The organism is Chitinophaga polysaccharea (assembly GCF_007829335.1).
Taxonomy (GTDB): domain Bacteria; phylum Bacteroidota; class Bacteroidia; order Chitinophagales; family Chitinophagaceae; genus Chitinophaga; species Chitinophaga polysaccharea_B.
In genome coordinates this window covers 68,588-94,053 of sequence record NZ_VIWO01000003.1, presented here as the reverse complement: position 1 = coordinate 94,053, position 25,466 = coordinate 68,588, and the positions used below count along the sequence as shown (strand labels likewise).

Below are 25,466 nucleotides of genomic sequence, written 5' to 3'. Positions count from 1 at the left end.
GATTTAGATAGCACAAAGCTAACGAAATCGCATTACTCCCATTTGAATACTTTCACGGCTACCGCATACACGACAATACCCCATAAGGTAAGGATAGCAATATCCCAGCTTACATGCCATAAATGCTGCCCTTCAAACGCTACCTTGCGCAGGGCATCTATCAGGTAAGTCAGTGGCATAATTTTACAAATGGGCTGCAACCAGCCAGGGAAAGAATCTATCGGAAAAAAGGTGCCCGCCAGCAGAAACTGGGGCAGGGTCACAATATTAGCCAAAGGAGGGATCGTGCTTTCATTCTTCGCCAGGCTACTTACCACAAAACCAAAACCCATGAATACCAGCAGTCCAAATACAGATAATACCAGCATTTCCAGGAAGGTGGCAAATCCGTGCACCAGCGTAAAGCCAAAGGCAAAATGCCCTAAAGCGATGATTACTACCGAGCTAATCAGCTGGAAAATCATCCTGCTCACAGCTTCCGCCAATACAATATAAGTACGCTTGATAGGAGTAGCAAAAAAACGCTTGAGTACCAGCGTTTGACGCATATTATAAAACAAGAAAGCAGTACCAAAAACCGCCGCACTCATCAACGCAAAACCCAGCTGTCCGGGTAAGATAAAGTCAATCGTCTTAAACTCCCGCCCCGGGATCTCCGTTTGACTAATGGTAGCCACCGTAGGACGTTTATACGCCTCGTCGTCCAGTTTAGTCGTCACCCCCTTCAGGATATTCAGCAGGATCTGCTTCTTGCTGGCATCCGACGCCGTGGAAGTACGCATCTGGATGTCATAGTGCATCACATGATCGGCCCCCTCGCTGGGTACAATATTCAGAATGGCTACCAAACGCCCCTTTTTCAGGTCATCTTCCATCTCCGATGCCGGCTGATCGGCAATCATCTTCAGGGTGTTCACATGCATCAGGCCCTGGTAAAACTCACTCTTGATATCCGTTTGCCGGTCAATTCCCACTTTTACGGAAACACTGCTACCGCCAATAAACCCGAATACCAGGATAAATACCATCGGGAAGCCTAAACTGAATACCACGGCGGAAGGACTCCGGAAAATACCCCGTAAACTGCCCTTCGTAATGGCCAGCATGGCCCTTAACTGACTGTACTTAGCTCCATTCATCTGATCTGCTTTTAAAAACGGCGGTAAAACTACTATAAAAAAGCAGAAAGTAACAGGCAGAACGTAAAAAGCTATTGAGGAGATTGATTTTAGCGGATAAAAACCACTTTGATCAATCTCCTCAATAGCTTTTTGCTCTCTGCCCTCTGCTCAAAATCGCTTAAAAACTGTATTTAAATGGCATTCTTGCCTGGATATCCCCGTGCATAGCCTGCACTTCCTTGATCTGTTGGTATAACTCATAGTTAACACCCAACTCTTTCTTTACCATATGCGTACTTACATCCGCACCAACTGTCTTCATCAGCTTCGACAGCGGATCCTTTACCTCTGGATACTCACTTAAACGGTATTCAGATAACTTGGCCAGGCGGGCCGCACAAGCCAGGGCTTCGGTAATACCGCCAATACGGTCTACCAATCCCAGCTTCTGAGCTTCTACCCCACTCCATACGCGCCCCTGCGCTATACTGTCCACAATAGCGGCATCCAGTTTTCTACCAGCTACTACGCGGGATTTGAAAGAAGCATAGGTACTATCTACTCCATTCTGTATAAAACGTTTTTCTCCTTCTGTCAACGGACGGCCTACGGAACCCAGGTCTGCATACTGAGCGGTTTTTACACCATCGAAAGTAACGCCCAGCTTATTTTTAAAGAAGTCCTGCATATTAAACATCACGCCAAATACACCGATAGAGCCGGTCAACGTATTGGGTTCCGCAAAGATGCTGTCGGCCATACAGGAAATGTAATATCCTCCGGAAGCCGCATAATCTCCCATAGAAACTACTACCGGCTTCACTTTTTTGGCCAGCGATAATTCCCGCCAGATCACTTCAGATGCCAGCGCGCTACCGCCGCCGGAATTAACGCGAAACAGGATCGCCTTTACTTCTTTATCCTGCCGGGCCTTACGGATTTCCCGGATATAGTTTTCACTGGCAATGATATTATCACGCTCCGATTCTCCTCCAACAATATCGCCCTGTGCATAGATCAGCGCAATTTTATTGTCACCGCTGCCATCGCTCAATGTGGTGCTGTTATTATATCTACCCAGGCTTACCAGGTTTACCTTCTCATCTGACTTGATACCAGTTTTGCCCTGCAGCTCCGCCACTATTTCATCATCATATTTCAATCCATCTACCAGTTTATATTTCAGCGCATCCGCAGGCTCCTGGATCAGGTTTTCATTGGCATAACCATGCAAGGCAGCAGTATCTATATGACGTGCTTTACCCACGCCCGTAAGGAAGTTGCTGTATAACTCGCCCAGGAACTGGGTGGTCTGCACCCGGTTAGCCTCAGTCATCTGGGTTTCGCGTAAAGGCTCTGTTGCACTTTTAAATTTCCCGCAATAAAAGATCTCCGGCTTGATCTCCAGTTTTTCAAGCGTTCCTTTTAAAAACGTCAGCTGGCTGGAAAAACCGGTAAAATCTAACGCTCCCTTAGGGTTCAGGTAAAGCTTATCCGCTGCAGTGGCCAGGTAGTAAGCGCTCTGCTCCATCACTTCTCCATAAGCCACCACAAATTTGCCGGACTTGCGGAAACGAAGCAATGCATCGCGCAACTCTTCCGTGCTGGCAAATCCATTGGGATTACCATTTACTTTCAGGTAAATACCCTTGATATTGTCGTCAGTAGCCGCATTGCCAATCAAGCGTATTGTCTGATACAATCCTGGTACCTCGCCCGGTTCATCTCTTAACAATGCGCCGATCGGGTTCACTAACTTTTGTTCTTTATAGACCTGTCCGGTTTCGAGTACCAGCACGCCATTGGGGGAAATATTTACCTTTTCTGTGGTAAGCGCCCTGCCTATCATGACCGTTAATACGATGAAGCAAATAATCGTGAAAACAACAAAGGCAAGCAGGGAAGCGAGGAAAACTTTAAAGAAACGCATACGTTTTTATTAAGATGAAACTGAGATAACAAGATACATTTTCTCAAAAATAAGGAATATGGCTACTTTTGAGGTTCGAAATATACATGAATACAGCAATATTACTTATAGGTGGCAATTTAGGAGATCGTACCGGGAACCTCCAGCAGGCGGTACAACTTATCCAGGAAACTGCCGGAGAGGTAGTACAAACCTCCGCCTTATACCAGACCGCTCCCTGGGGAGCCGTGGATCAACCCGATTACCTGAACCAGGGGGTGGAAATCCGCACCAACATGGATGCACTAACGTTATTGCATACACTATTGGAAATTGAACGGAAAATAGGACGCATCCGCCAGCAGAAATGGGGGTCGCGCGTGATCGACATTGATCTAATCTTTTTCAATGACAGCGTGATATCACTGCCGGAACTGAAAGTTCCGCATCCCAGGATGCAGCTCCGGCAATTTGTATTAGTACCACTATTGGAGATAGTACCCAACTATGTTCACCCGGTATTACACCAAACAGTGCGCGAACTGGCGGCCAGCTGTACCGACACGCTGCCGGCCGGCCGCTATCAACCTTAATACCTACCCACAGCGATGCTTACATACTAAATAAACATTCATGCACTATAAATTTATTACGGTAGAAGGAAATATAGGCGCCGGGAAAACCACCCTGGCGAATATGTTGTCTGCTCATTTCTCTGCTAAGCTCATCCTGGAAGAATTTGCCGATAACCCTTTTTTACCTCTCTTTTATGACCGCCCGCAGCAATACGCCTTCCCGCTGGAACTGTTTTTCATGGCCGAACGCTATAAACAACTGAAGGAAATGCTGCAGTCGAAAGATCTCTTCAGCGATGTCATCATTTCTGATTACCTCTTTATCAAAAGCCTGCTGTTCGCAAAAATTAACCTGCCGGAAGAAGAATATTCCCTGTACCAGAAATTATTCGATATCATCAACCCACAGCTGGTACAACCCGAACTGCTTATCTTCCTGAATGCGCCTGTAGCTAAACTACAGGAAAACATTAAACACCGTAACCGGTCGTACGAACAGCATATTCCGGATGAATACCTGCTGAATGTACACGACACCTATATGCAATACATTAAACAACACCCGGTACGTACCCTCGTGATAGATACCACGAAAGTGGATTTCCTGCGGCAACCGAAAGATTTTGAAAACCTGCTGCTGGCACTGGAAAAGGAATATGCACCGGGAGTACATTATCTCAAATTATAATTATAAAAAAAGGAAAAGAACGATAGCACTATCGTTCTTTTCCTTTTTTTTATACATAAGCTCAATCCTGTTGGGCAATAGCGCTTGCCGCTACAAAACCACTGGTCCAGGCATGCTGGAAATTAAAGCCGCCTGTGATCCCATCTACATCCATTACTTCTCCGGCAAAATATAAACCAGGCGCCATACGGCTTTCCATGGTAGCCGGGTCAATTTCACTGAGTGTGACGCCGCCACAGGTCACAAACTCCTCTTTAAATGTCGTTTTACCTTTCACAGGAAACTCCATACTCACCAGCAGCTTAATGAGCCGGTTCTGGTCTTTGGCCGGAAGGTCGGCCCAGCGTATGTCTTCTCCAATACCTACCTGCTGTAACAGGAACTGCCAAAGTCGCTGAGGTAATCCAAAAGGATTTTTATTATATATTTTCTGCTTACCCGCGTCGATACGTGCCTGTTGCCAGTAGTCGCGCAGCGTATTTTCGTTGTAATCCGGTAACCAGTTCACGACCGCAGTAAAGGTATATTGCATTTGTTGCAGCTCCCGGGCGCCCCAGGCCGACAAGCGCAATACTGCCGGACCGCTCATCCCCCAATGGGTGATCAGCACCGGGCCCAGTTCCTGTAGTTTGGTACCGGCTACCTTTACCTGCGCCGTGGTTGCCACGCCCATCAGGCTGGTAATCGGATTCCCCGGCATATTAAAAGTAAACAGGGAAGGCGCCGGAGGTACGATGCTATGTCCGCAGGCCTCCAGCCAGGCAAACTTACCCGCCTGGGCATAGCCGCCGGCAGCAATACACAGGTAATCCGCTTTCAGCGTAGTACCCGCCTGCAATTGCAATTCCCAACGCCCCTGGGCCGTTTTCGTAAAACCCATTACTTCTGTGTTGGTGCGTATGCTCACATGATACTTATCGGCCTCCTTCAACAGGCAATCGATAATGGTTTGGGAGCTATCCGTTACCGGGAACATTCGGCCATCCTCTTCCGCCTTCAGTCTCACCCCTCTTTCTGCAAACCAGGCCACGGTATCAGGTACAAAAAACCGCGAGAAAGCCTTCTTTACAAAATGTTGTCCCCTTGGATAGCGTTTAGCCATATACGTAATATCCGGGGCGTTGTGCGTTACATTACAACGCCCACCACCACTCACTTTTACTTTAGACAACAACTTACCGGTTTTTTCCAGCAGTATCACCTCCAGCTGCGGACAAAGCCGCGCTGCATTCACGGCACAAAAAAAGCCGGCAGCCCCGCCACCAGTCACCACTAAACGTTTTCTTTCTGAATTCATTAAAATCTTGTTAAAACCAAGGCTTGAACACGCAATAATAACAAACCTACCGTAATCTTATCGATTAATCTTCCGAAGTTTATATTTTTACATATATTATACTGGCTCAAACTATATTGCATGCAACCGCACCTGAAGAAAAAGCGACATCACCTGAAATGGATGATCCCAGCCGTTCTGTTAACCGGCGTAATGAGTGCACTGGCTATCCTACCATCGAATGATGACTGGTCCGACCGCATCATAAAAGCTTTACATACATTTGGCTCCCGCTATCCTGCGGAAAAGGTATACCTGCACCTCGACAAAGACTATTATGCCGCCGGGGAAACCATCTGGTTCAAAGGATACCTTACGCTACAGGGCGCGCCGGCTACTACCGCCACCAACCTGTATGTAGAACTGCTTGATAAAAACAATACGATTGTCCAGAAAAAATTATTTGCCGTAGGCAATGGGGGTTCTCCCGGCTTCTTTGAACTGCCGGAAACACAGAAACCAGGCGTATACCAGCTCCGTGCCTATACCTCCTGGATGCTCAACTTCGACCCCGCCTTCAGCTATAGCAGGAATATTGAAATATTTGACGCCTCCGGCAAAAGCAAGGCACCGGCAGATACTGCCGCCGCCACTACGCCCGACTTTTCCGTACAGTTCTTCCCCGAAGGAGGAAACCTGATTGCCGGTCAGCCTAACATTGTTGCCTTTAAAGCCATCGACAACAACGGCTACCCGATCGAGGTATCCGGTATGGTAAAAAATAGCAAAAACACCAGCAGCGCCGCCATTAAAACCCTGCATGATGGAATGGGTAGCTTCGAAATTACACCTGCCGATGCCCAGGATGCATTCCAGGCGGTGGTGAAAAGCGCAAAAGGCACCAAAACCATTGCCCTTCCGGCAGCGGTAACCACCGGCGCTTCCCTGAAAGTATTTAACAAAGGTAACCGCATCTTCTACCAGGCGGTTCCTGGTAATGTTACCGACACCTCACTCAATGACCTGATCATCCTGGCGCAAATGGGCTCCCAGCTGGTCTATAAAGCCAGTCTCAATGTAGGAGAAGGCCGCATCAGCGGTTTTATCCCGGCAGATCACATCCCTACCGGTATCCTCCACATCACCCTCTTTGCCAAAACAGGACTGCCTTTGTCTGAGCGACTGGCCTTTGTACGTAAAAACGATCTGCTGGAAATGGACGTACTGGATGCCGACACCCATAAAGAACCCAGGTCGCTGAATACCATCGAGCTGCGATTACCCGATAGCATACAATCCAACATTTCCGTGTCTGTAACAGATGCTGACGCAGTACCTGTAGATAAAAATTCCAACAACATTGTATCTACCTTTTTGCTGACCTCCGATCTGAAAGGATATATTTATAACCCATCCTGGTATTTCCGGAATACCGCCGACTCCACCCTGAAAGGACTGGACCTGGTGATGATGACCAATGGTTGGTCGCGCTTCAGCTGGGAAAAAATTGTTAATAACCAGTTCCCCGACATCCGGTTCCCTTACGAACAGGGACTCAGCATGAAAGGAGTAGCCACCATGCTCAATGGCCGGCCCATGCCTACCGGCAAACTGGATATGATCATCCGCCTGCCGATCGACAGCTCCTCTATGTTTGCTTCTGCACCTATCAATGACAAAGGACAATTTGAAGTGGCCAACATGGTATTCCCGGATACAGCTTATATCTACTACCAGGGCAACGACCTCGTGAAAAAAGGAGTGGATGTAAATGTGAAGTTCGATAACCACTTCTTCGAACGTCCCACACAAATTAAAATACCTTATCCGCTGCGGGTACCGCCAGCAGTAGATCCCAACGCATTGAAGCAATTCCTGGTAACGGCATCAGAAGGCAATAAAGTAATGCGCTCTATCAACAATAAAACGGTATACCTGCAGGAAGTAAACGTAAATGCCAAAAAGGTGAAACCGGAAGAAACCACCGAAAAACGCTATACTTCCGGTATGTTCTCCGGCGGCGATGGTTATACCTTCGACCTCACCAAGGAAACACCGATTTCACTCAACGTATTCCAATATCTCCAGTCAAAAGTAGCAGGGTTACAGATCACCGGTGATCTCAACAACCCCTCGCTTTCGTGGCGCGGTGGAAAACCAGGTTTATACCTGAATGAAATGCAAACAGATGTGAGCATGCTGAGCACCCTCTCCATGCAGGATATTGCCCTGGTAAAAGTATTCCGCCCTCCATTTATGGGTGGCTTTGGCGGCGCTAACGGCGCTATCGCGGTATACACCAAGAAAGGTGGCGACAATGCACCTAAAAATGATCCCAGCATCAGAGGATTTAAACTGTACAAGAAAGCTGGCTATACGGTGGTAAAACAGTTCTACTCCCCGGATTACTCCGTGAAGAAAGAGGTACATGCCTTACCGGATAAACGTCTCACGCTCTATTGGAACCCGAACGTAGCGATAGACACCACGATGCATACAGCCCGTTTCCATTTCTACAACAACGACTTCACCAAACGTTTCCGTTTAGTAGCGGAAGGTATTACCGAAGATGGTAGTGTAGGCCGACTGGAAAAGGAATTCTGATAAAATCATGTCATAAAAAAGGGAAGGGCGAATGATGATCATCATTCGCCCTTCCCTTTTTTTATGATAGTATTACAACAATATTCCTGCAAGCAAAAAACCCACTACTACAGATACCGCCACACTTACAATACCCGGTATCATAAAGCTATGATTCACCAGATATTTTCCTATATGGGTGCTGCCGGTGCGATCAAAGTTAATAGCCGCCAGCAGTGTAGGATAACCTGGCAATACAAAGTCGCCGTTTACTGCCGGGAACATAGCCAGCATATAGGGCGGTACAATGCCCAGGGTTACCCCGAGCGGCATCAATGCCTTAGTAGTAGCCGCCTGGCTGAAAAGCAGGATGCTCAGCAAGAACAGGGCAATGGCGAAAGTCCAGGGCGCCGAACGCACCATATCTCCCAGGGCATGCTCTATAGTAGCGGCATTACTTTGCATGAAAGTAGCGCTCATCCACACCACGCCAAAAATCGATACCACCGCCTGGGCGCCAGAATTGAACAAACTGGCCTTAGCTACCGCTGCTGCCGTAGTACGGCAAATCAACATAATAGCCGCAGCTGCCGCCAGCATCACCAGTTCTATGACGGCCGACATCTTAATATGCCCCAGCGCATCTACCGACAGGTTACTGTTACCTGCCCCAAATGAAGGCAGCATGGCGGGAAACGCTCCCACCAGCACAATCATTAACACCGCTAGTCCAAAAATAAAAACCGAAGCTTTGGCGCCAGGCAACAACGGTGCTTCGGCTGTAGCCACGTTTGTATCGATACTTGCGGCGAAAGCCGGGTCTTTCATTTTCTCAAGGAACAACGGGTCTTTATCAAGGTCCTTCCCTTTCTTCCAACATACAACCACACCCGCCAAGGTACCTATCAGCGTAGCCGGGATGCATACTTTCAGGATATCCAGCAGCGACATCTTGCCACCAAGGATCGTCAACAACGCCGCAGTAGCCGCCGATATGGGGCTCGCAGTAATAGCCAGGTGGGCAGAGATCACGGAAATACTCAGCGCCCTTTCGGGCCGTATACGTTTTTTGGTAGATACTTCTGCGATAATGGGCAGCAGGGAATACGTGACATGCGCCGTACCGGCGAATAGGGTAAATACATAAGTGACCAGGGGGCCCAGTAACACAATCAGTGAAGGTTGGCTGCGAAGGATCTTCTCTGCCAGCCTTACGAGGTAATCCATTCCCCCTGCAGCCTGCAAGGTAGCAGCAGTGCTGACTACCGCTAATATGATCAGCATTACATCAATAGGCGGATCTGCTGGACGCATCCTGAACAGGAATATATAAATTGCCAGGGCCACCATACCCATCACTCCTAATCCTATGCCCTTCATACGGGCACCAATAAGGATAGCCCCCAGTAAAATTGCAAATTGTAACCAGATCATATGAAGAAAGTATGGCTGAAGATAACCATATTCGGTCATAAATACCAGTCGCACTCAATGCCTGTAACGCGGCGGTACAGCACCGGCCAACCGGATGCCCGGTTAACCGGTACCGGTACTTATTGTATAAACTGAGGTCTGATCAGGTTATCGAAGGTGAAAATTTCATCCCACTTCTCCTGTGTTACCCATTGCTTTTCCTTTACTGCCAGGTCGTGCACCGATTTACCTGTTTCCAGCGCTTCGCGCGCAATAGCAGAACATTTCTCATAACCGATAATAGGATTCAGCTGGGTCACTATACCAATGCTCTGCATCACCATTTCCCGCGTACGGTCGGCATTCGCCGTAATCCCTACCACACATTTATCTTTCAACGTTTTGCAGGCATTACTCATATAAGTGATAGCGGTAAACAACGCAAAAGAAATCGTAGGCTCCATCACGTTGAGCTGCAACTGTCCTGCCTCTGCGGCCATGGTCACCATCAGGTCGGCACCAATAACATAAAAAGCCGTTTGATTCACCACTTCCGGGATTACAGGGTTTACCTTTCCCGGCATAATAGAAGACCCTGGCTGCATAGGGGGCAGGTTAATTTCGTTTAGCCCTGTACGTGGACCGGAAGATAATAACCGCAGGTCGTTGCATATCTTGGAAATTTTTACCGCAGTACGTTTCAACACGCCCGATAGCTGCACGTAAGCACCTGTATCGTAAGTAGCTTCAATGAGGTCGCCTGCCAGCACCAGTTCCAGCCCGGTTATTTCGGCAAGGTATTTAGTGACCAGCGCCGCATATCCTTTGGGCGCATTTACACCCGTACCAATTGCCGTAGCCCCCATGTTGATTTCTGAGATCAGGCGTTTGCTGTCTTCTATACGTGATAGCTCTTCATTGATATTGGTGGCAAAAGCTTTGAATTCATCTCCCATGCTCATGGGTACGGCATCCTGCAATTGGGTGCGGCCCATTTTCAGTACATCTTTGAACTCCTCGCCCTTGGCCTGGAAGGCTCCTGCCAGGTCGCCCAGTATCTCCTTATAACCGGTAAGTTTATTGATCAGCGCAATGCGGAAAGCGGTGGGATAGGCATCGTTGGTAGACTGGGAGCAGTTTACATGATTGTTGGGATGGCAAAATTCATACTGCCCTTTCTCCTTGCCCATCATTTCCAGGGCAATATTGGCAATCACTTCATTGGCATTCATATTTACCGACGTGCCGGCGCCACCTTGTATCAGGTCGCTCAGGAACTGGTTGTTGAACTCCCCGGCTATCACCCGGTCGCATGCCTTAATAATATATTCCGCAATATTTTTATCCAGTACGCCCAGGTCCCGGTTAGCCATGGCCGCACCTTTCTTCACATAACCCAAAGCCTGAACAAATACGGGTTCCACCATCAGCGGAATACCGGTAATATGAAAGTTTTCAATAGCACGCAATGTTTGAATACCATAGTAAACATCCTGGGGTATTTCCTTTTCTCCGAGGAAATCGTGCTCAATTCTCTTTCCCATATTTAGATTAATTTAGGCATGAAAGTTAAACGCATTTAGAACAATAGCACCAGCCGAATTGTTTCATTTTGTTTTAAAGCAACGCACTTTTATTAGTATTTTATACGTTGTTAACGTTTTGTAATTCGTAATTATCTATGGGGATCCGTATTTCACTGTTCTGTTTTCTAATTTTATTTTTCGGGAGAAATAATGCTGTTGGACAGCACCTGTCACCTAATTTCAATCCTTCGGAATACAGCGAACTGTTAAAACTGGTAGACCGTATGGCGGATACGCCGTGGACAAAAGTGATGAGTACCTCACCGCGCGATTGTGAGCTGATGTACCGTTCACCGGTAGTGGGACTGGAAAATCGCTGGGACTTATGGCTGCGCAAAGATGGCGTAGGCATTATTTCTATCCGCGGCACCAACGGTACCAGTACTTCGTGGCTGGAAAACTTTTATGCAGGCATGATCCCTGCCCAGGGAAAACTAAAACTGAACGACAGTACCATTGTTCCCTACAAAGTGGCACAAAATCCGAAAGCTTATGTACACGCCGGCTGGATGCTGGCGGTAGCCGCCATGGGACCCGACATGATCCGTAAAATCAATGAATACTATCAGCAAGGCATACACGAATATATCATCTTCGGGCATAGCCAGGGCGGTGCGATCTGTTTTCTGATGCGCTCCTATTTCGAATATACAGAAGGACTTCCCAAAGGCCTGGTGTTTAAAACCTACGCCAGCGCTGCTCCTAAACCGGGTAACCAGGAATATGCATATGATTTTGATTACATCAGCCGCGATGGCTGGGGATTGAGGGTAGTGAATACCCGGGATTGGGTACCGGAAACGCCGTTCTCTATACAAACTACCCGCGACTTTACTACAGTTAATCCCTTTACAGATATCAGCGGTGCTATCAAAGCACAAAAATGGCCTATCCGCGGCGCCTTACGCTATATGTACGGACGCCTCGACCGTCCTACCAAACGATCTTCCCGGCGTTTGCAAAGGGTATTGGGAAAGTTTGCGGCCAAACGGGTGCAGAAAATTTTGCCGGAGTATGGGCGGCCGGATTTTGTGAACAGCCACAGCTATACCCCGGCAGGTACCCCGGTGATATTATATCCGGTAAACGGGTATGATGAAAAATTTCCTTTCAACGGTAAAAACGTATTCACCCATCATATGCTGGGACCCTACCGCTGGGAACTGGAACAGATTTACCACATAGATACAAACTAGTCGTTGGTCTTCTCCCCGGTAAACCAATGCTCCTTATCTCTGAACAATACATTGAAGGTGGTAAGAGAGCCGTAGATACGGGTAATATACTGTTGTATATTTACCTTCTCTTCATCCGTCAGCACTTTATGGCTGTTGATATTTTGCTCCAGTACCCGCAGGCGGTCACGCAGCATCACTATTTTATGGAAGAAGGTATCTATCGGTAATTCCTTGGCTTTAAGGCTAGTGTCGCCGGGTTGCAGGATCATTGTACCACCCTTCCAGCGGTCGCCCAGGGGAACTACTTCCGTAATGCCGCCCCAGAGCCGTAGAATCTTGAGTAGCGATGTTTCCACGTCTGATGCGGTTTCAACTTCAGGCGTTGCGTTTTCTGCTACGAGCACTTCAAAAAGCGGATCCGTTTTATCGATCATTTTAATCCCATGGTCCATGAAGGTAACACGGTACTGCGCATATTTTACCGCTACAATTACGCCGGGGCCGAAGTGGGCGTGCTGTACCCTGGAGCCAACGCCCAATGTAAGTTCTTCCATTTTTTTTCCTCAAACATAAAAAATTCCCCGTAAGGAAGAAACTAACATTTGTTAAGGGGCCGCAATAAACAAGCAGGTATTTTATATACAGGCGTTCTTTTACTGGCCATATGTGTGCTCACGCTGGGCATTGGATTGCTGTAGTCCTAAATGATTGAGGCGAATGATTTACATCATTCGCCTCAATCATTTTATTTTGTAGCCTGTTGTTACTCCTTCACTTTATTCAGGAAGAAAGACAATTTAAACAGGAGCTCATCCTGTAAGCCTGCACGGAGCTTGGCTTCTTCATCGGTGATGCCGAGGCGGCGCAGCCGCTGGTAATATACATAAGAGCCACCGATCAGTTCCAGGCATTCCTGTATTTTACGTTTTACTTCCGCTTCTTTGGTACGTTTTTCAAATTCTTTTTTAGAGAGAATTTTATCCACGAAGTAGAAGTTGTCTTTGTCTTCTACCCATTTGCTGCCTTCCCGGTGCTGAGGTTTATATACCTCGAGATAGCAGTTGTCGAGTTTCAATACATCTCCGAATTCGGCGCGTATATCTATCACCGTTGGTTTTTCCGCAGCGGGATTAGCCAGGCGCTTTTTGATATGATTGCTGATTTCTACCCCCAGTTCATCGCTGCTCATCAGGATCTGGTTCAATTCTGAAAACTCCAGGCTGATGGTGATACGGGCGTAACCGCGACCACTCTTTATCTTACCAAATAAGCTGGGAGAGGTTTGCTCATCGAAGATGATGTCTTCCACCTGTACCTTGGTAATGGTTTTGTAGTTGGGTGTATAGCCTTCTTCCAGGGGAGTAGCGCGTTTATTCACCAGCCGGGATGGTTCCTGGCGGCGGGTAAACTGTATAAACTCATCGATAAAACGCAGCTCATGCTTTTTCAGCTTGGCATACAGTTCATGGGTAGTATGATTATGTATTTTGCTCAACAACATCAGATCACCCCAGCTGTCGAAGTGCTGCATTTTTTTCAGCTCATCCACGATATCGGTAGCGGCCATGTTGCGGCGGTAAAAGAGTTCACCCAACAGGAACAATGCATATTCATGTACCGGGTAGCCCAGCTCCGGTAATACATCGTAGGGACTCCGTTTCTGTTCGCGGGCTCCTTCCAGCAGATCAATGTCCGACATAACAGGCGATAACAGGTATTTGCGTGCAGCAGTACGCAGTTTCTTGCTCACAAAATCCAGCAGCTGGTCGCTCACATGACCGTGATGTACAAAGTCGTGCAGTATCTGCACAAATCGACGGGACGTCGGCAATCCAAACTGTGAAAGAATATCGTTTTCCATGTCCAGCACGTCCTCAAAACCAGGCTCCTCCTTTCCAGGCTTCACCCGTTGGTCCATTTGCTGGTAACGCTGATAGTACTCCTGTAACTTCAGTTTTAGCTGATCCATAATGTATATACAATTAAAAATTAAACACTTATATTACTCTAATTGACAGTAGCAAGGGAATTTTGTTAAATATTCCGTCCTGGGCAACATATCCACACTCAACCGCATCGAAATACCCGGAAACAAGGGCTTTTCTGATGCTAAGCAAACAACATTCAGCTGATAATCAACTAATTAAAAAAATGGGAATGGAATGGGAAAGTGCGCAAAGATACATTTTTTCCGGAAGTGTGCAAAACCTGTGAATAATTCTAAAACGCGTAGTAAACACCTGCAAACAACCAGATCAGTTAATACGGCGGACAGACAATTACATTTAAAACATTCCTCATGTGTAACGCCTTGAAATTTTTTTGTTCAAAGTTTTTGGAATTTAAAAATACTTTCGCTTATCTTTGCACTCCCAACAACGGAAAAACGGTGGTTGTAGCTCAGTTGGTTAGAGCATCAGATTGTGGTTCTGAGGGTCGAGGGTTCGAAACCCTTCAATCACCCAGGTTTTAAAAAGGCTTCGTAAAATACGAAGCCTTTTTTGTTCCTCGTAAGGAACAAAAAGTAAAGGAGGTTTTCAGCGTGACTACCTCATCGCCTTATTTCTTCATCGAAAAAATTTCTTGTGAACTTATTGCTGTAAAAAATTGCTTAGCGACTTTGCGAGAGATATAAAAATAAAAAAGGCTTCATTACTGAAGCCTTACTTTATTTGGGGTGATTGAAGGGTTTCGAACCCTCGACCCTCAGAACCACAATCTGATGCTCTAACCAACTGAGCTACAACCACCGTGTCCAAACGATTATCTCGTTTTTGGGAGTGCAAATATAAGAGAATCTTTCTCTACAAAAGAAATTTTTCAGCTGTTTTTTTAAAGAAGATTTTTCAGCGCAAAAATAACCGTGATAATGATGCCGTCTATACGAGCGCATCCCGTTAAAACAATCTTATTATAAACTATGCAAGAATTGCCCATTGATTCTCTACATTTGTGATAACCTGAAAATCAATTACTCATAATGATCTTTTTCCTCCCACTTATTGCTGCCCTCATTGGTTGGTTGCTTAACAGCCTTGCCACTACACTGCTGTTTCGCCCCTATCAACCCGTAAAAATCGGATTCATTACCCTGCAGGGAGTGTTCCCTAAAAGACAGGCGCAATTGGCCGCAGGCATCGGCGCTATGGTGGCCGGAAGCTTTTCCTTTGAAGATATTAAGCGCAAACTGACAGATCCGGAAAAGATAAAAAAAATCATTCCGCTGGTGGAAACTCACCTCGACTCCTTCCTCCGCGAAAGACTCCCCAAAGCAATGCCTGTCCTCTCCATGTTCATTGGCGACAGCATCGTTAACCAGATCAAATCACACCTGGTAACCGAACTGGATACACTGTTCCCCGTTTTAATTAGCCAATATCTCGACAACGCAGAAAAAGACCTGGACCTGGAAAAAATGGTGACAGAAAAAATAACCGCCATATCCGCAGAAGAGCTGGAGCGTACGGTTCATCGCCTCCTCCCCGCTGCCCTCCGGCAATTTAAATGGCTGGGCGCGCTCACCGGGTTTATCACCGGGCTTATTGCCATGGGCATCAGCCTCCTTTAAGCCGCCATAAGGGCTTTGTTAACTACTGTTAAGACCTCTTAGCGCCTGTTTTTGTGATTTCCTGCGGATAATAATCCCACTCATCACAATCTCCGACCTTTCATACCTATACCCCGATACTTTTGTTTCATCTGATAAGAAAAGTCGGGACAAAAATAAACAGGATGAAAAAATGCTATGCAGTACTTGCCGGGCTATTACTATGGCAAGTCCATACCCATGCACAGACGCCGAGAGCTACGAATCCCCAGCAAGGACCTGCTCAACAGGGACGCCCCAACATGCCGCAGATAGGCCACCTTTATGGCAAACTGGTGGACGCTAAAACAGGAAAACCCATAGAATATGCTTCTGTTACGTTACTGAAACAAAGAGATTCGGCCCTCGTAACAGGCATGCTCACCAAACCCAACGGAGATTTCAGCCTCGAAAATCTACCCTTTGGGCCCATGATACTACGTGTTAACTTCATGGGTTATACCAGCGTGATCAAAAAAGTAGTCATCACTGGCCAGGCTATAGAACAGGACCTTGGCAATCTTAAAATGCAGCCCAATGTAAAAACCCTGCAAAGCGTGGAAGTAACCGGCCAAAAAAGCGCTTTCACCATGGGCATCGATAAAAAAGTATTTAATGTAGACAGAAACCTTAGCAGCGTAGGCGGTACGGCACAAGACGTATTAAAAAGTGTACCGGCGGTAAACGTTGACCTCGATGGTAACGTTACCGTACGTAATGCTTCTCCCAATATTTTTGTAGATGGCAAACCTTCTACGCTCACCCTGGACCAAATACCGGCCGATGCTATTGAAAGCATTGAGCTGGTGACCAATCCCTCCGCCAAATATGACGCAGAAGGAATGTCAGGAATACTAAATATCGTCCTGAAGAAAAACCGAAAAGCTGGATTCAACGGTTCGGTAAACGCAGGCGTAGGCACAGGAAACAAATTCAATGGTGGCGGCAATATCAACATTCGCCAGGGTAAATTCAATGTATTTGCCAACTACAACATCAACTCCAATCACAACTGGGCCGATGGTACTACCAATCGCAGCAACTACCACAGTGCCGTTGCTAAAGATACCAGCTATCTGCTCCAAAACAGCAACAGCACTACCAAACCGTTGTTCCAGTTTGGGCGCTTCGGACTCGACTATATGCTCGATAACCGGAATACCATTTCCGTTTCTCAAAACATCGTAGCAGGGGATTTTAAAAACCAGGAAGACCTCGTCAGTACTTTCTCTGACCGCAATCATACGATCACCAGCAAAAGCGACCGGCTCAACAATAACAACTTCAACTTCCGGAACTATACCACCGCATTGAGTTTCAAACATACGTATGCTAAACCCAATAAGGAGTGGACAGCCGATATCAACTACAACCGGAGCTCCAATAGTCGCAATGGCGACTACCTCACCCAGGCGCAGAACCCCATGGGGCAGCCATTGGGGCAAGCCATGCTGCAAAATAATACCACTTCCGGTAAAACAACTTTCATGACTTTCCAGACCGATTATACTAATCCAATCGGGAAAAACGGGAAACTGGAACTGGGCGCCAAAGCCACCGTGCGTGACTATACCAGTATGTATAACGTGTTTGACAAGGATACTATCAGTGGCAATTTTATTTCGAACCCACTGTTGTCCAACAACTACAAATACAACGAAGAAATATATGCCGGCTACGCCAACTTTGCCAATACGATTGGTAACTTCGGCTATCAGGCAGGCTTACGGGTAGAACAATATGTATACGCCGGCGAAAATGAAGGCACCAAATACAAACCAACCAAAGCCGTACCGGGACTGTATCCGAGCTTATTCCTGTCGGAGAAATTGAAACATGACCAGGAACTGCAACTCAACTACTCCCGCAGAGTAAACAGACCGAACTTCTTTCAGTTGATTCCTTATCGCGACTACAGCGATCCGCAGAACCAACGCGAAGGAAATCCGAACCTGAAGCCGGAATACACCAACAGCTTTGAGTTTTCTTATGTTAAGAATTGGGCTAACAGCAATTTCCTCGGAAGCGTATATTTCAGGAATACCAATAACATGATTTCCACCATCAGTACACCTATTGGTGCAGATACACTGCTCACCCAGTTTATCAACGCCAACAGGAGTAATTCCTATGGTGCAGAACTCACGCTGAAAAACCAGGTAGTAAAAGGATGGGATCTTACCAGCAATGTGAACCTTTATCAAACAGATATGAAGGTAAACGCCAATGGTCAAAACTATAACAACAACGGCTTTAGCTGGTTTGCCAAGATAAATTCAGAAACAAAGTTACCTGCCAATTTCACCGTACAGGTAAATGCCACCTACCAGGCGCCTACCATTGCATTACCGGCATCCGGTGGTGGTGGCGGAGGAGGCCGTGGCGGCGGCGGCGGTGGCTTCAACCAGATTCCCACCACCGCACAGGGCACCATCAAAGGCTTCAGTACAGTAGATATTGCGGTGAAGAAAGAATTCCTCAAAAACAAAGCAGCAGCTGTTACGCTTAGCCTGTCGGATATCTTCAATACCCGACAATACGAGCTAAATCAGGCCACTCCTGAGTTTGCGCAGGATTATATCCGCAAGCGCGAATCCCGTATACTGAAGCTCAACTTCAGCTACCGCTTCGGAAAATTTGATGCGTCGCTCTTTAAAAAGAAAAAGAAAGATCAGGGAAATGGAAACGATATGCAGATGGGCGATCCTATGCAGAGTTTCTAAAAGATATCTAAGAAGGTGAATGCAAACCACAGGCCGGTTAGCCACGCAACAGCGCGGCTGCCGGCCATGTTTTTTTAGCTACCACTCATCATATTTCGTCGATGTTTAACCATACGCCTATTACTTTTATGGGGTTGTTGTATCAAAGAATTAAAGTTGCTAAATCCACGCATGCGAAATTATCTCTTTCTCATCGCCGTGTTGTTCGTGGCGTCGTATAACGTGAACGGCCAAACGACAACACCGGCCCCGTTAAAAGTTACCGGAAAAATAGCAGACATCGCTACCGGTAAACCCGTTGAATATGCATCAGTAGTATTACTTAAACAAGCCGATTCGGCAATGGTTACCGGCGCTTATACGAACCCAGCCGGCAACTTCTCCCTGAATAATATCGCCCCGGGCATATATGTGTTACGCATCACCTTCATGGGATATGAAAAGCTCGAAAAAGCCGTAAGGGTCACCGACGGAAAAAATACCTTCGCCGGCACCTTAAGATTGCAACCCGCCGGAAAAGTGCTGAACGCCGTGGAAATAAAAGCAGAAAAACCTGCCTTCTCCATGCAGATAGACCGCCAGGTATTTGATGCCGGTAACATGATCAATGCGGAAGGAGGAACCGGTACTGACATATTGAAAAACATTCCCAGCGTAGATGTGGATATAGACGATAACATCACTTTACGAGGGAAAAGCGTCACCATCTATGTAGATGGAAAACCGTCTCCCTTCGGCGATGCTAAAACAGCACTGCAAATGATTCCCGCCGAAAGCATCGACCGGGTGGAAGTGATCAACAATCCTTCCGCTAAGTTTGAAGCCAATGGCAGTGGCGGTATTATCAACATCGTACTAAAAAAAGATAAGGCGATTGGCTACAATGTAATGATCAACGCCGGCGGCGCCACCCGCGGCGAAGGAAGCGGCAGCCTCAATGCCAGCCTGCGTTTAAAACGTTTTAACTTCTTCGGCAACTACAACGGTCGCTATGAACAGGTAAACGGCAGCGGCTACAGCTATCGCCAAAACCTGGTAGCCGACAGCAGCCATACCAGCTTCTTCTCCCAATCGAGCCGGAATGAAAATACCAACAGCAACAATGGAGGACGCTTTGGCTTCGATTATTTCCTCGACGACCATAATACCTTTACCATCTCACAAGGTATTAACCGTAATAATAACCAGAATGAAGACAATATCCTCCTGAACTACCTGGATGATAAAAAGGCTACTCTTCGTTATGGAGACCGGAATAATATCAGCCGCAGCAACAACGGTAACAACAACACCAATCTCAACTATAAACATACTTTCGATAAGCCCAACCAGGAACTCACGGCCTATGTCAGCTACAGCGGTAATAGCAGCAACAGCAGCAGCAACTATTATACGCAGTACCATATTACCGGCATAGATACCTTGCCCAACGCAGATAAACAATACAACACCTCCCGCAACAAAAACAGTTTCTGGAACCTGCAATCCGATTACACCTCTCCCATAGGTGCAAAGGGAAAGCTGGAAGCAGGCGTAAAAAGCACGATGCGGCATATCGATAACAATTATATTGCCTCCCTGTATGATTGGAGTATACCCGATTACAAGGTGAGTCCGGTGTTATCCAACCAGTATAATTATGAAGAAGATATCTTTGCCGGGTACTTCAACTTTGCCAATGCTATCGGCAATCTCGGCTACCAGGTGGGTGTACGCGCCGAGCAATCCCATCTCAAAGGATATTCTGTTACCCGGGATACTACAGTGAATAATCGTTTCTTCAACCTGTTTCCCAGTGTGTTCCTGAAGTATAATCTGCCTAAAAACCAGAACCAGAGCCTGGTATTCAACTACTCTACCCGTATAGACCGGCCCAACTTTGATCAGTTGTTACCGTACGTCAACAACTCTGATCCGCAAAATATCCGTACGGGTAACCCGGAACTGCAGCCAGCTTTATCGCATAAATTCGAGGTCAGTTATTCCGAGTATTATCCTAAAACCAACAATTACATGAGCATCAGCAGCTACTATGCTCAAACCAACGATAATATAGACCGGATCAGCACCCTGGACACCATCTCGGGGATAACCACCACCCGGCCCATGAACCTGGCTACGCAGCAAAACATTGGCGGCAACGTTTCCTATAGCCTCAATCTTTCCAAATGGTGGAAAGTATGGGCCAACCTCAATGTGGAATATAACAAACTTACCAGCGTTACCATCAACAATGAAAATTTCAGCTATGGGCTCAATGGCAACACCCAGTTTCGTTTACCCGGCAGGGTGAGTGTGGAACTGAGCGGCCATTTCCGCTCCCCCCGCATCCAGCCCCAGGGTACATTTAAAGCCATGAATGGTATGGACTTCGGCGTTCGCAAAGAGTTTCTGAAAACCAGGGCCCTGGTGGTGGCGCTTAATATTTCAGACATCCTGAACACCCAGCAATTCAATTCGCATTACCAGACCGCCACCTTTATACAGGACTACGACCGCAAAAGGGCTACCCGCTTTATCCGCCTGAATGTGCGCTATCGCTTCGGCAAAATGGATCCCAACCTGTTCAAGAAAAAGAAGCCGCAGGACGAGGATGATAAGAAAGAGGAAGACAAGAAAGAAGAAGAGAAACCTAAAGAAGGTACTGGTAGGTTATAAAAGCAAAAGGGGATGGTACACACCCCCTTTTGCTTTTTAGTATTATTTCTTTCCTGCCAGCATAGGCACGAAAGAGAAGTTATCGAACAGTTCCTGTTCGTTTTCAGTATCGCTGATTTTGGTAATGCGCAACATGCGCTGTATTTCATGCCCCCCCACCGGGATAACCATCTTTCCCCCGGGCTTTAGCTGTTGCAGCAGTTTCTCAGGGATATGCGGCGCCGCCGCAGTCACCAGTACTTTATCGAAAGGAGCATAGGTAGATAAGCCTTCATAGCCATCTCCGTAGAAAAACCGGAGATTGGGATACTGGGCTTTAAAAGGGAATGCCTTTACCTGGTCGAACAGCCTGCGCTGCCGCTCAATAGTAAAAACATTAGCCTTCAGCTCCGCCAGCACACAGGCCTGGTAGGCGCTGCCGGTACCGATTTCCAGCACTTTTTCATAGGGTTTTACCTCCAGCAGCTGGGTTTGATAAGCCACTGTATACGGTTGGGAGATGGTTTGCCCCTCCCCGATCGGAAAAGCCCGGTCATCGTATGCAATGCTCTCAAAAGCCGTATCCAGGAAAAAATGCCTCGGAATGGCGCCAATAGCCGCCAGTACGCTTTCATCGGTAATACCTTTCTGACGGATACTATCCACTAGTTGTTTACGCAAGCCCTTTTGCTTATAAGTATCTTCATACCGCCTCATGGCCGCAAAATTAACCATTACCCACAATATTCAATGCTTTTTTGAAATCTGTAATTTCCCACATTCATTTTTTTATTTTTACTTTACACTTCGTTTTAGCATTTACGGCTCAAAAAAAATACCATGGATATAAGTATTCAAAACAAAGTATCACAATGGCTCGACGGTAATTTCGACGCCGAAACCGTGGCCACCATTAAGAAGATGCAGGAAGGTAACTCCGACGAACTCACTGATGCCTTTTACCGTAACCTCGAATTTGGGACCGGCGGACTTCGTGGTATCATGGGTGTGGGCACCAACCGGATGAATAAATATACCATTGGAATGGCTACCCAGGGCTTCTCCAACTACCTTAAAAAAACATTTACCGGCGATATTAAAGTAGCTATTGCCCACGACAGCCGCAATAATGCCCGCTTTTTTGCTGAAACGGTGGCAAATGTGTTCGCTGCAAACGGTATTAAGGTATTTCTCTTCGAAAGCCTGCGCCCTACACCGGAGCTGTCTTTCACCATCCGCCACCTGCACTGCCAGGCGGGCGTGGTACTGACCGCCTCCCATAACCCCAAGGAATACAACGGATACAAGGCCTACTGGAATGACGGCGCACAACTGGTACCTCCCCACGACGGTAATGTGATCCGCGAAGTGGAAAATATAGCATCGCCTGCCGACGTGAAATGGACCGGTGGCGAAGAGAATATTACCCTGATTGGCGCTGAAATAGACAAAGCTTACCAGCAGGAGCTTATCAGCCTGTCGATCAACCCAGACATCAACAAACAACAACACGACCTTAAAATAGTATACACCCCTATCCATGGTACAGGTATTACCCAGGTACCCGCCGTACTGGCTGGTTATGGCTTTACCAACGTTACTATTGTAGAAGAACAGGCTACACCCGATGGTAACTTCCCAACGGTCGTATTCCCTAACCCGGAAGAATCCGAAGCAATGAACCTGGGGCTGAAAAAAGCCAAAGCGCTTGATGCCGATATCCTCCTGGGTACCGACCCTGATGCCGATCGTGTAGGCATTGCCGTAAAAGACCTGAAAGGCGAGTGGATACTGCTCAACGGGAACCAAACCGGTGTGCTGCTTTTCAACTATATCGTGGAAGGCCGCAAAAACAAAGGATTGGCCAAACCCAATGATTTCATTGCCAAAACTGTGGTAACCTCGGATCTGATTGATGTATTTGCTGCTAAAAACAATATTAACTGCTATAATGTACTAACCGGCTTTAAATGGATTGCTGACCTGATCCGCCGGAAAGAACCACAGGAAAACTTTATCTGCGGAGGAGAAGAATCTTATGGTTACATGATAGGCAACAATATCCGTGACAAAGACGCAATTTCTTCCGTGGCCATGATCTGCGAAATGGCTGCTTATGCACGCAGCAAGGGTAAATCCCTGTTTGAAGAACTGATCGACATCTACGTTCGCTACGGCTACTACAAAGAATCGCTGATTTCCATCACCAAGAAAGGCATGAGAGGCGCCGAAGAAATTGCAGACATGATGCGGGGATACCGCGAAAACCCGCCGGCAGCCATCAACGGCTCTCCGGTAGTGACGCTCTACGATTACCAACTGCAACAGATCCGCGATATTAAAACCGGGGAAACAAAAGCACTCGACCTCCCAAAATCCAATGTACTCCAGTTTTTACTGGCCGATGGCAGCAAAATATCTGCCCGCCCATCCGGTACGGAACCTAAAATTAAATTCTACTTCAGTGTAAATGCGCCGCTGGCCAACGCAGCAGATTATGATAAAGTAACCGCTGAACTGGACCAGAAAATAAATGGTATTATCCAGGATCTGAAGCTGAAATAATACCCCTTATCCTCTAAAGAGGAAGCCACCGGGAATGTTGAAAGGACGCCTCAAACAAACATCCTTTTCTGCATTCCCGGGTTTATTGTTGATATACCCGCATGAAAAAAAAACTACTGATGCTGATCCTGCTGCTGCATTTTCTATGTGGCGAAGCACAAAAAAAAGTGTCTTTCTTTTCTATTCCCGATACTACCACCCCTTCACACGTATGGATACTCACCGGTACTACTGCAGCATTATATGGCGTCAGCCTGGCCGCCCTGAATACCGCCTGGTATAAAGGCTATCCCAGGTCCGGATTCCATTTTTTCAATGATGTGGGCGAATGGAACCAGATGGATAAAGCCGGGCATATCTTCAGTGCTTATTTTATTGGTAAATACAGTCGCGAAATGTGGCGATGGTCGGGCCTTCCCAGGAAAAAACAAATCTGGATCGGGGGACTGACCGGCTTCGCCTTTCAGTCGGTTGTGGAAGTACTGGACGGGTTCTCATCAGAGTGGGGATTTTCCTGGGGTGATATGGGCGCCAACGCCATAGGCTCCGGCATACTTGTCAGCCAGGAATTATTATGGAATGAACAACGCATCCAGCTTAAGTTTTCGTCGCACCCCGACCTATACAATGATCCTACATTACGGGCCAAGACCGACCAGTTGTTTGGAGAAAGTTTCTGGGAAAGAACCCTGAAAAACTATAACGGACAAACCTATTGGCTGTCAGTCAATGTTTACTCTTTCCACAAGGAGAGCCGCTTTCCAAAATGGTTGAATATAGCCGTAGGATATGGCGCGGATAACATGCTGGGCGGCAGGGATAATACCTGGACAGATCAACATGGCGTGGACCAGGACTATAGTCACCTGAAACGGATAAGGCAGTTTTATTTATCTCCGGATGTGGACTTTACTAAAATTTATACCCGTAAAAAAGGCATAAAAGTACTGTTCCAGGTACTGAACATGATTAAATTTCCCGCGCCCACCCTGGAGTTGAACTCATCAGGCCAGGTGAAATTACACGCTTTGTACTTCTAGTCAGCGTTATTCAAAATAAGCAGATACAATTTCTTCTCCGTTCATTTCTACCAGTACCATGTCTTGCAGCGTGGTAGCCAGTGAATAGCCTACGAAGTCGACGGATAACGGGAAGGACTTATGCTTGCGGTCAACCAGCACAGCGGTCTGGATTTTTTTAGGCAGGTATTTCAGGAAAGGTTTCAGGGCATACAGCATCGTACGACCAGAATTAGCCACATCATCCACCACTACAATTACTTTGTCGTTGAAATCGAGATCTTCAGATACCACTACATCTCCCGGGCTTTGTTTATCGAGGCGTAACTCGATGATATGGGTTTTCAGGGGAGAAATCTGCTCCAGTATAGCGGCAATCTTGTGCGCTACAATCACGCCCCGGTCCCAGATACCAGCCAGAATGATTTCACCGCCATCGCTATTGAGTTCATAAATTTCATAGGCGATGCGTTCAATTTTCTTTTGAATGATATCCTGTGTTAGAATGATGTTCCTGCTTTCCATACCGGCAAAAATAAGCAATTAGCCATTAGGCTGCTGTTATCTCTTAAAAAATCAATACTACATAAATATAGCAGTCGAATGG

At 46.8% G+C, this 25,466-nt stretch carries 19 protein-coding genes and 2 tRNA genes; 11 read left to right on the top strand and 10 right to left on the bottom strand.

The window, feature by feature from the left end:
• Positions 1-32: 32 nt before the first annotated feature.
• Both FHW36_RS12045 and sppA read right to left on the bottom strand, forming a co-directional pair.
• Positions 33-1,139 (bottom strand): ABC transporter permease, encoded by a 1,107-nt coding sequence (locus FHW36_RS12045; RefSeq protein WP_145668222.1) that lies wholly within the window; start codon positions 1,137-1,139, stop codon positions 33-35.
• A gap of 160 nt (positions 1,140-1,299) precedes the next feature.
• The gene (sppA, locus tag FHW36_RS12040; RefSeq protein WP_145668219.1) at positions 1,300-3,051 is read right to left on the bottom strand and encodes a signal peptide peptidase SppA; all 1,752 of its coding nucleotides are present in this window, start codon (positions 3,049-3,051) and stop codon (positions 1,300-1,302) included.
• Positions 3,052-3,137: 86 nt separating this feature from the next.
• On the opposite strand from sppA, the gene folK reads away from it, so the two are divergent.
• Together folK and FHW36_RS12030 are read left to right on the top strand one after the other, a co-directional pair.
• A complete protein-coding gene (folK, locus tag FHW36_RS12035) occupies positions 3,138-3,623 on the top strand; it encodes a 2-amino-4-hydroxy-6-hydroxymethyldihydropteridine diphosphokinase (protein WP_145668216.1) in 486 nt (161 codons plus the stop codon).
• Between the two features lie 40 nt (positions 3,624-3,663).
• Positions 3,664-4,293, top strand: a complete 630-nt coding sequence (locus FHW36_RS12030; RefSeq protein WP_145668214.1) for a deoxynucleoside kinase — start codon at positions 3,664-3,666, stop codon at positions 4,291-4,293.
• A gap of 61 nt (positions 4,294-4,354) precedes the next feature.
• Here FHW36_RS12030 and FHW36_RS12025 read toward each other — a convergent pair whose 3' ends face one another.
• Positions 4,355-5,590 (bottom strand): BaiN/RdsA family NAD(P)/FAD-dependent oxidoreductase, encoded by a 1,236-nt coding sequence (locus FHW36_RS12025; protein ID WP_145668211.1) that lies wholly within the window; start codon positions 5,588-5,590, stop codon positions 4,355-4,357.
• Positions 5,591-5,710: 120 nt separating this feature from the next.
• Between FHW36_RS12025 and FHW36_RS12020 the strand changes: the two genes are divergently transcribed.
• Entirely contained in the window at positions 5,711-8,173 is a 2,463-nt protein-coding gene (locus FHW36_RS12020) for an MG2 domain-containing protein (RefSeq protein ID WP_145668208.1), read from the top strand.
• Positions 8,174-8,245: 72 nt separating this feature from the next.
• Here FHW36_RS12020 and FHW36_RS12015 read toward each other — a convergent pair whose 3' ends face one another.
• The gene (locus FHW36_RS12015; RefSeq protein WP_145668205.1) at positions 8,246-9,586 is read right to left on the bottom strand and encodes an anaerobic C4-dicarboxylate transporter family protein; all 1,341 of its coding nucleotides are present in this window, start codon (positions 9,584-9,586) and stop codon (positions 8,246-8,248) included.
• On the opposite strand from FHW36_RS12015, the gene FHW36_RS30945 reads away from it, so the two are divergent.
• A complete protein-coding gene (locus tag FHW36_RS30945; protein WP_262713390.1) occupies positions 9,587-9,721 on the top strand; it encodes a hypothetical protein in 135 nt (44 codons plus the stop codon).
• Here FHW36_RS30945 and aspA read toward each other — a convergent pair.
• The gene (aspA, locus tag FHW36_RS12010; protein WP_145668202.1) at positions 9,706-11,109 is read right to left on the bottom strand and encodes an aspartate ammonia-lyase; all 1,404 of its coding nucleotides are present in this window, start codon (positions 11,107-11,109) and stop codon (positions 9,706-9,708) included. The two genes, FHW36_RS30945 and aspA, sit on opposite strands and share 16 nt — an antisense overlap.
• A gap of 137 nt (positions 11,110-11,246) precedes the next feature.
• Here aspA and FHW36_RS12005 point away from each other — a divergent pair, with 137 nt between their 5' ends.
• Positions 11,247-12,347: a lipase family protein gene (locus FHW36_RS12005; protein ID WP_145668199.1), complete on the top strand. Its 1,101-nt coding sequence runs from the start codon at positions 11,247-11,249 to the stop codon at positions 12,345-12,347.
• On the opposite strand, the gene FHW36_RS12000 is transcribed toward FHW36_RS12005, so the two are convergent.
• Positions 12,344-12,883, bottom strand: a complete 540-nt coding sequence (locus tag FHW36_RS12000; RefSeq protein WP_145668196.1) for a hypothetical protein — start codon at positions 12,881-12,883, stop codon at positions 12,344-12,346. The genes FHW36_RS12005 and FHW36_RS12000 overlap by 4 nt on opposite strands.
• A gap of 209 nt (positions 12,884-13,092) precedes the next feature.
• A complete protein-coding gene (locus tag FHW36_RS11995) occupies positions 13,093-14,298 on the bottom strand; it encodes a hypothetical protein (RefSeq protein ID WP_145668193.1) in 1,206 nt (401 codons plus the stop codon).
• A 420-nt stretch (positions 14,299-14,718) separates the two neighbouring features.
• Between FHW36_RS11995 and FHW36_RS11990 the strand changes: the two genes are divergently transcribed.
• Positions 14,719-14,792 (top strand) — tRNA-His (locus FHW36_RS11990).
• 210 nt (positions 14,793-15,002) lie between these two features.
• Here the strand turns inward: FHW36_RS11990 and FHW36_RS11985 are convergent.
• A tRNA-His gene (locus tag FHW36_RS11985) sits at positions 15,003-15,079 on the bottom strand.
• A 230-nt stretch (positions 15,080-15,309) separates the two neighbouring features.
• On the opposite strand from FHW36_RS11985, the gene FHW36_RS11980 reads away from it, so the two are divergent.
• The 3 genes from FHW36_RS11980 (at position 15,310) to FHW36_RS11970 (ending at position 21,296) form a co-directional block, all read left to right on the top strand.
• Positions 15,310-15,897, top strand: a complete 588-nt coding sequence (locus FHW36_RS11980; RefSeq protein WP_145668190.1) for a DUF445 domain-containing protein — start codon at positions 15,310-15,312, stop codon at positions 15,895-15,897.
• Positions 15,898-16,061: 164 nt separating this feature from the next.
• Complete coding sequence (locus FHW36_RS11975) at positions 16,062-18,638, top strand: outer membrane beta-barrel family protein (protein WP_145668185.1); 2,577 nt, start codon at positions 16,062-16,064, stop codon at positions 18,636-18,638.
• A 171-nt stretch (positions 18,639-18,809) separates the two neighbouring features.
• Positions 18,810-21,296 (top strand): outer membrane beta-barrel family protein, encoded by a 2,487-nt coding sequence (locus FHW36_RS11970; protein ID WP_145668182.1) that lies wholly within the window; start codon positions 18,810-18,812, stop codon positions 21,294-21,296.
• A gap of 42 nt (positions 21,297-21,338) precedes the next feature.
• Here the strand turns inward: FHW36_RS11970 and FHW36_RS11965 are convergent, their stop codons facing one another.
• A complete protein-coding gene (locus tag FHW36_RS11965) occupies positions 21,339-21,992 on the bottom strand; it encodes a protein-L-isoaspartate(D-aspartate) O-methyltransferase (RefSeq protein WP_145668179.1) in 654 nt (217 codons plus the stop codon).
• 123 nt (positions 21,993-22,115) lie between these two features.
• Here FHW36_RS11965 and FHW36_RS11960 point away from each other — a divergent pair, with 123 nt between their 5' ends.
• Positions 22,116-23,840 (top strand): phospho-sugar mutase, encoded by a 1,725-nt coding sequence (locus tag FHW36_RS11960; RefSeq protein ID WP_145668177.1) that lies wholly within the window; start codon positions 22,116-22,118, stop codon positions 23,838-23,840.
• Between the two features lie 101 nt (positions 23,841-23,941).
• A complete protein-coding gene (locus FHW36_RS11955) occupies positions 23,942-24,880 on the top strand; it encodes a DUF2279 domain-containing protein (RefSeq protein ID WP_145668174.1) in 939 nt (312 codons plus the stop codon).
• A gap of 6 nt (positions 24,881-24,886) precedes the next feature.
• Here the strand turns inward: FHW36_RS11955 and FHW36_RS11950 are convergent, their stop codons facing one another.
• The gene (locus FHW36_RS11950; protein WP_145668171.1) at positions 24,887-25,384 is read right to left on the bottom strand and encodes a phosphoribosyltransferase family protein; all 498 of its coding nucleotides are present in this window, start codon (positions 25,382-25,384) and stop codon (positions 24,887-24,889) included.
• Positions 25,385-25,466 lie beyond the last annotated feature (82 nt).

What these genes read in the sequence shown, in the direction of transcription:
- FHW36_RS12045 (WP_145668222.1), bottom strand. Translation starts at nt 1,139, where the DNA reads ATGAATGGAGCTAAGTACAGTCAGTTAAGGGCCATGCTGGCCATTACG.
- sppA (WP_145668219.1), bottom strand. Translation starts at nt 3,051, where the DNA reads ATGCGTTTCTTTAAAGTTTTCCTCGCTTCCCTGCTTGCCTTTGTTGTT.
- folK (WP_145668216.1), top strand. Translation starts at nt 3,138, where the DNA reads ATGAATACAGCAATATTACTTATAGGTGGCAATTTAGGAGATCGTACC.
- FHW36_RS12030 (WP_145668214.1), top strand. Translation starts at nt 3,664, where the DNA reads ATGCACTATAAATTTATTACGGTAGAAGGAAATATAGGCGCCGGGAAA.
- FHW36_RS12025 (WP_145668211.1), bottom strand. Translation starts at nt 5,590, where the DNA reads ATGAATTCAGAAAGAAAACGTTTAGTGGTGACTGGTGGCGGGGCTGCC.
- FHW36_RS12020 (WP_145668208.1), top strand. Translation starts at nt 5,711, where the DNA reads ATGCAACCGCACCTGAAGAAAAAGCGACATCACCTGAAATGGATGATC.
- FHW36_RS12015 (WP_145668205.1), bottom strand. Translation starts at nt 9,586, where the DNA reads ATGATCTGGTTACAATTTGCAATTTTACTGGGGGCTATCCTTATTGGT.
- FHW36_RS30945 (WP_262713390.1), top strand. Translation starts at nt 9,587, where the DNA reads ATGAAGAAAGTATGGCTGAAGATAACCATATTCGGTCATAAATACCAG.
- aspA (WP_145668202.1), bottom strand. Translation starts at nt 11,109, where the DNA reads ATGGGAAAGAGAATTGAGCACGATTTCCTCGGAGAAAAGGAAATACCC.
- FHW36_RS12005 (WP_145668199.1), top strand. Translation starts at nt 11,247, where the DNA reads ATGGGGATCCGTATTTCACTGTTCTGTTTTCTAATTTTATTTTTCGGG.
- FHW36_RS12000 (WP_145668196.1), bottom strand. Translation starts at nt 12,883, where the DNA reads ATGGAAGAACTTACATTGGGCGTTGGCTCCAGGGTACAGCACGCCCAC.
- FHW36_RS11995 (WP_145668193.1), bottom strand. Translation starts at nt 14,298, where the DNA reads ATGGATCAGCTAAAACTGAAGTTACAGGAGTACTATCAGCGTTACCAG.
- FHW36_RS11980 (WP_145668190.1), top strand. Translation starts at nt 15,310, where the DNA reads ATGATCTTTTTCCTCCCACTTATTGCTGCCCTCATTGGTTGGTTGCTT.
- FHW36_RS11975 (WP_145668185.1), top strand. Translation starts at nt 16,062, where the DNA reads ATGAAAAAATGCTATGCAGTACTTGCCGGGCTATTACTATGGCAAGTC.
- FHW36_RS11970 (WP_145668182.1), top strand. Translation starts at nt 18,810, where the DNA reads ATGCGAAATTATCTCTTTCTCATCGCCGTGTTGTTCGTGGCGTCGTAT.
- FHW36_RS11965 (WP_145668179.1), bottom strand. Translation starts at nt 21,992, where the DNA reads ATGAGGCGGTATGAAGATACTTATAAGCAAAAGGGCTTGCGTAAACAA.
- FHW36_RS11960 (WP_145668177.1), top strand. Translation starts at nt 22,116, where the DNA reads ATGGATATAAGTATTCAAAACAAAGTATCACAATGGCTCGACGGTAAT.
- FHW36_RS11955 (WP_145668174.1), top strand. Translation starts at nt 23,942, where the DNA reads ATGAAAAAAAAACTACTGATGCTGATCCTGCTGCTGCATTTTCTATGT.
- FHW36_RS11950 (WP_145668171.1), bottom strand. Translation starts at nt 25,384, where the DNA reads ATGGAAAGCAGGAACATCATTCTAACACAGGATATCATTCAAAAGAAA.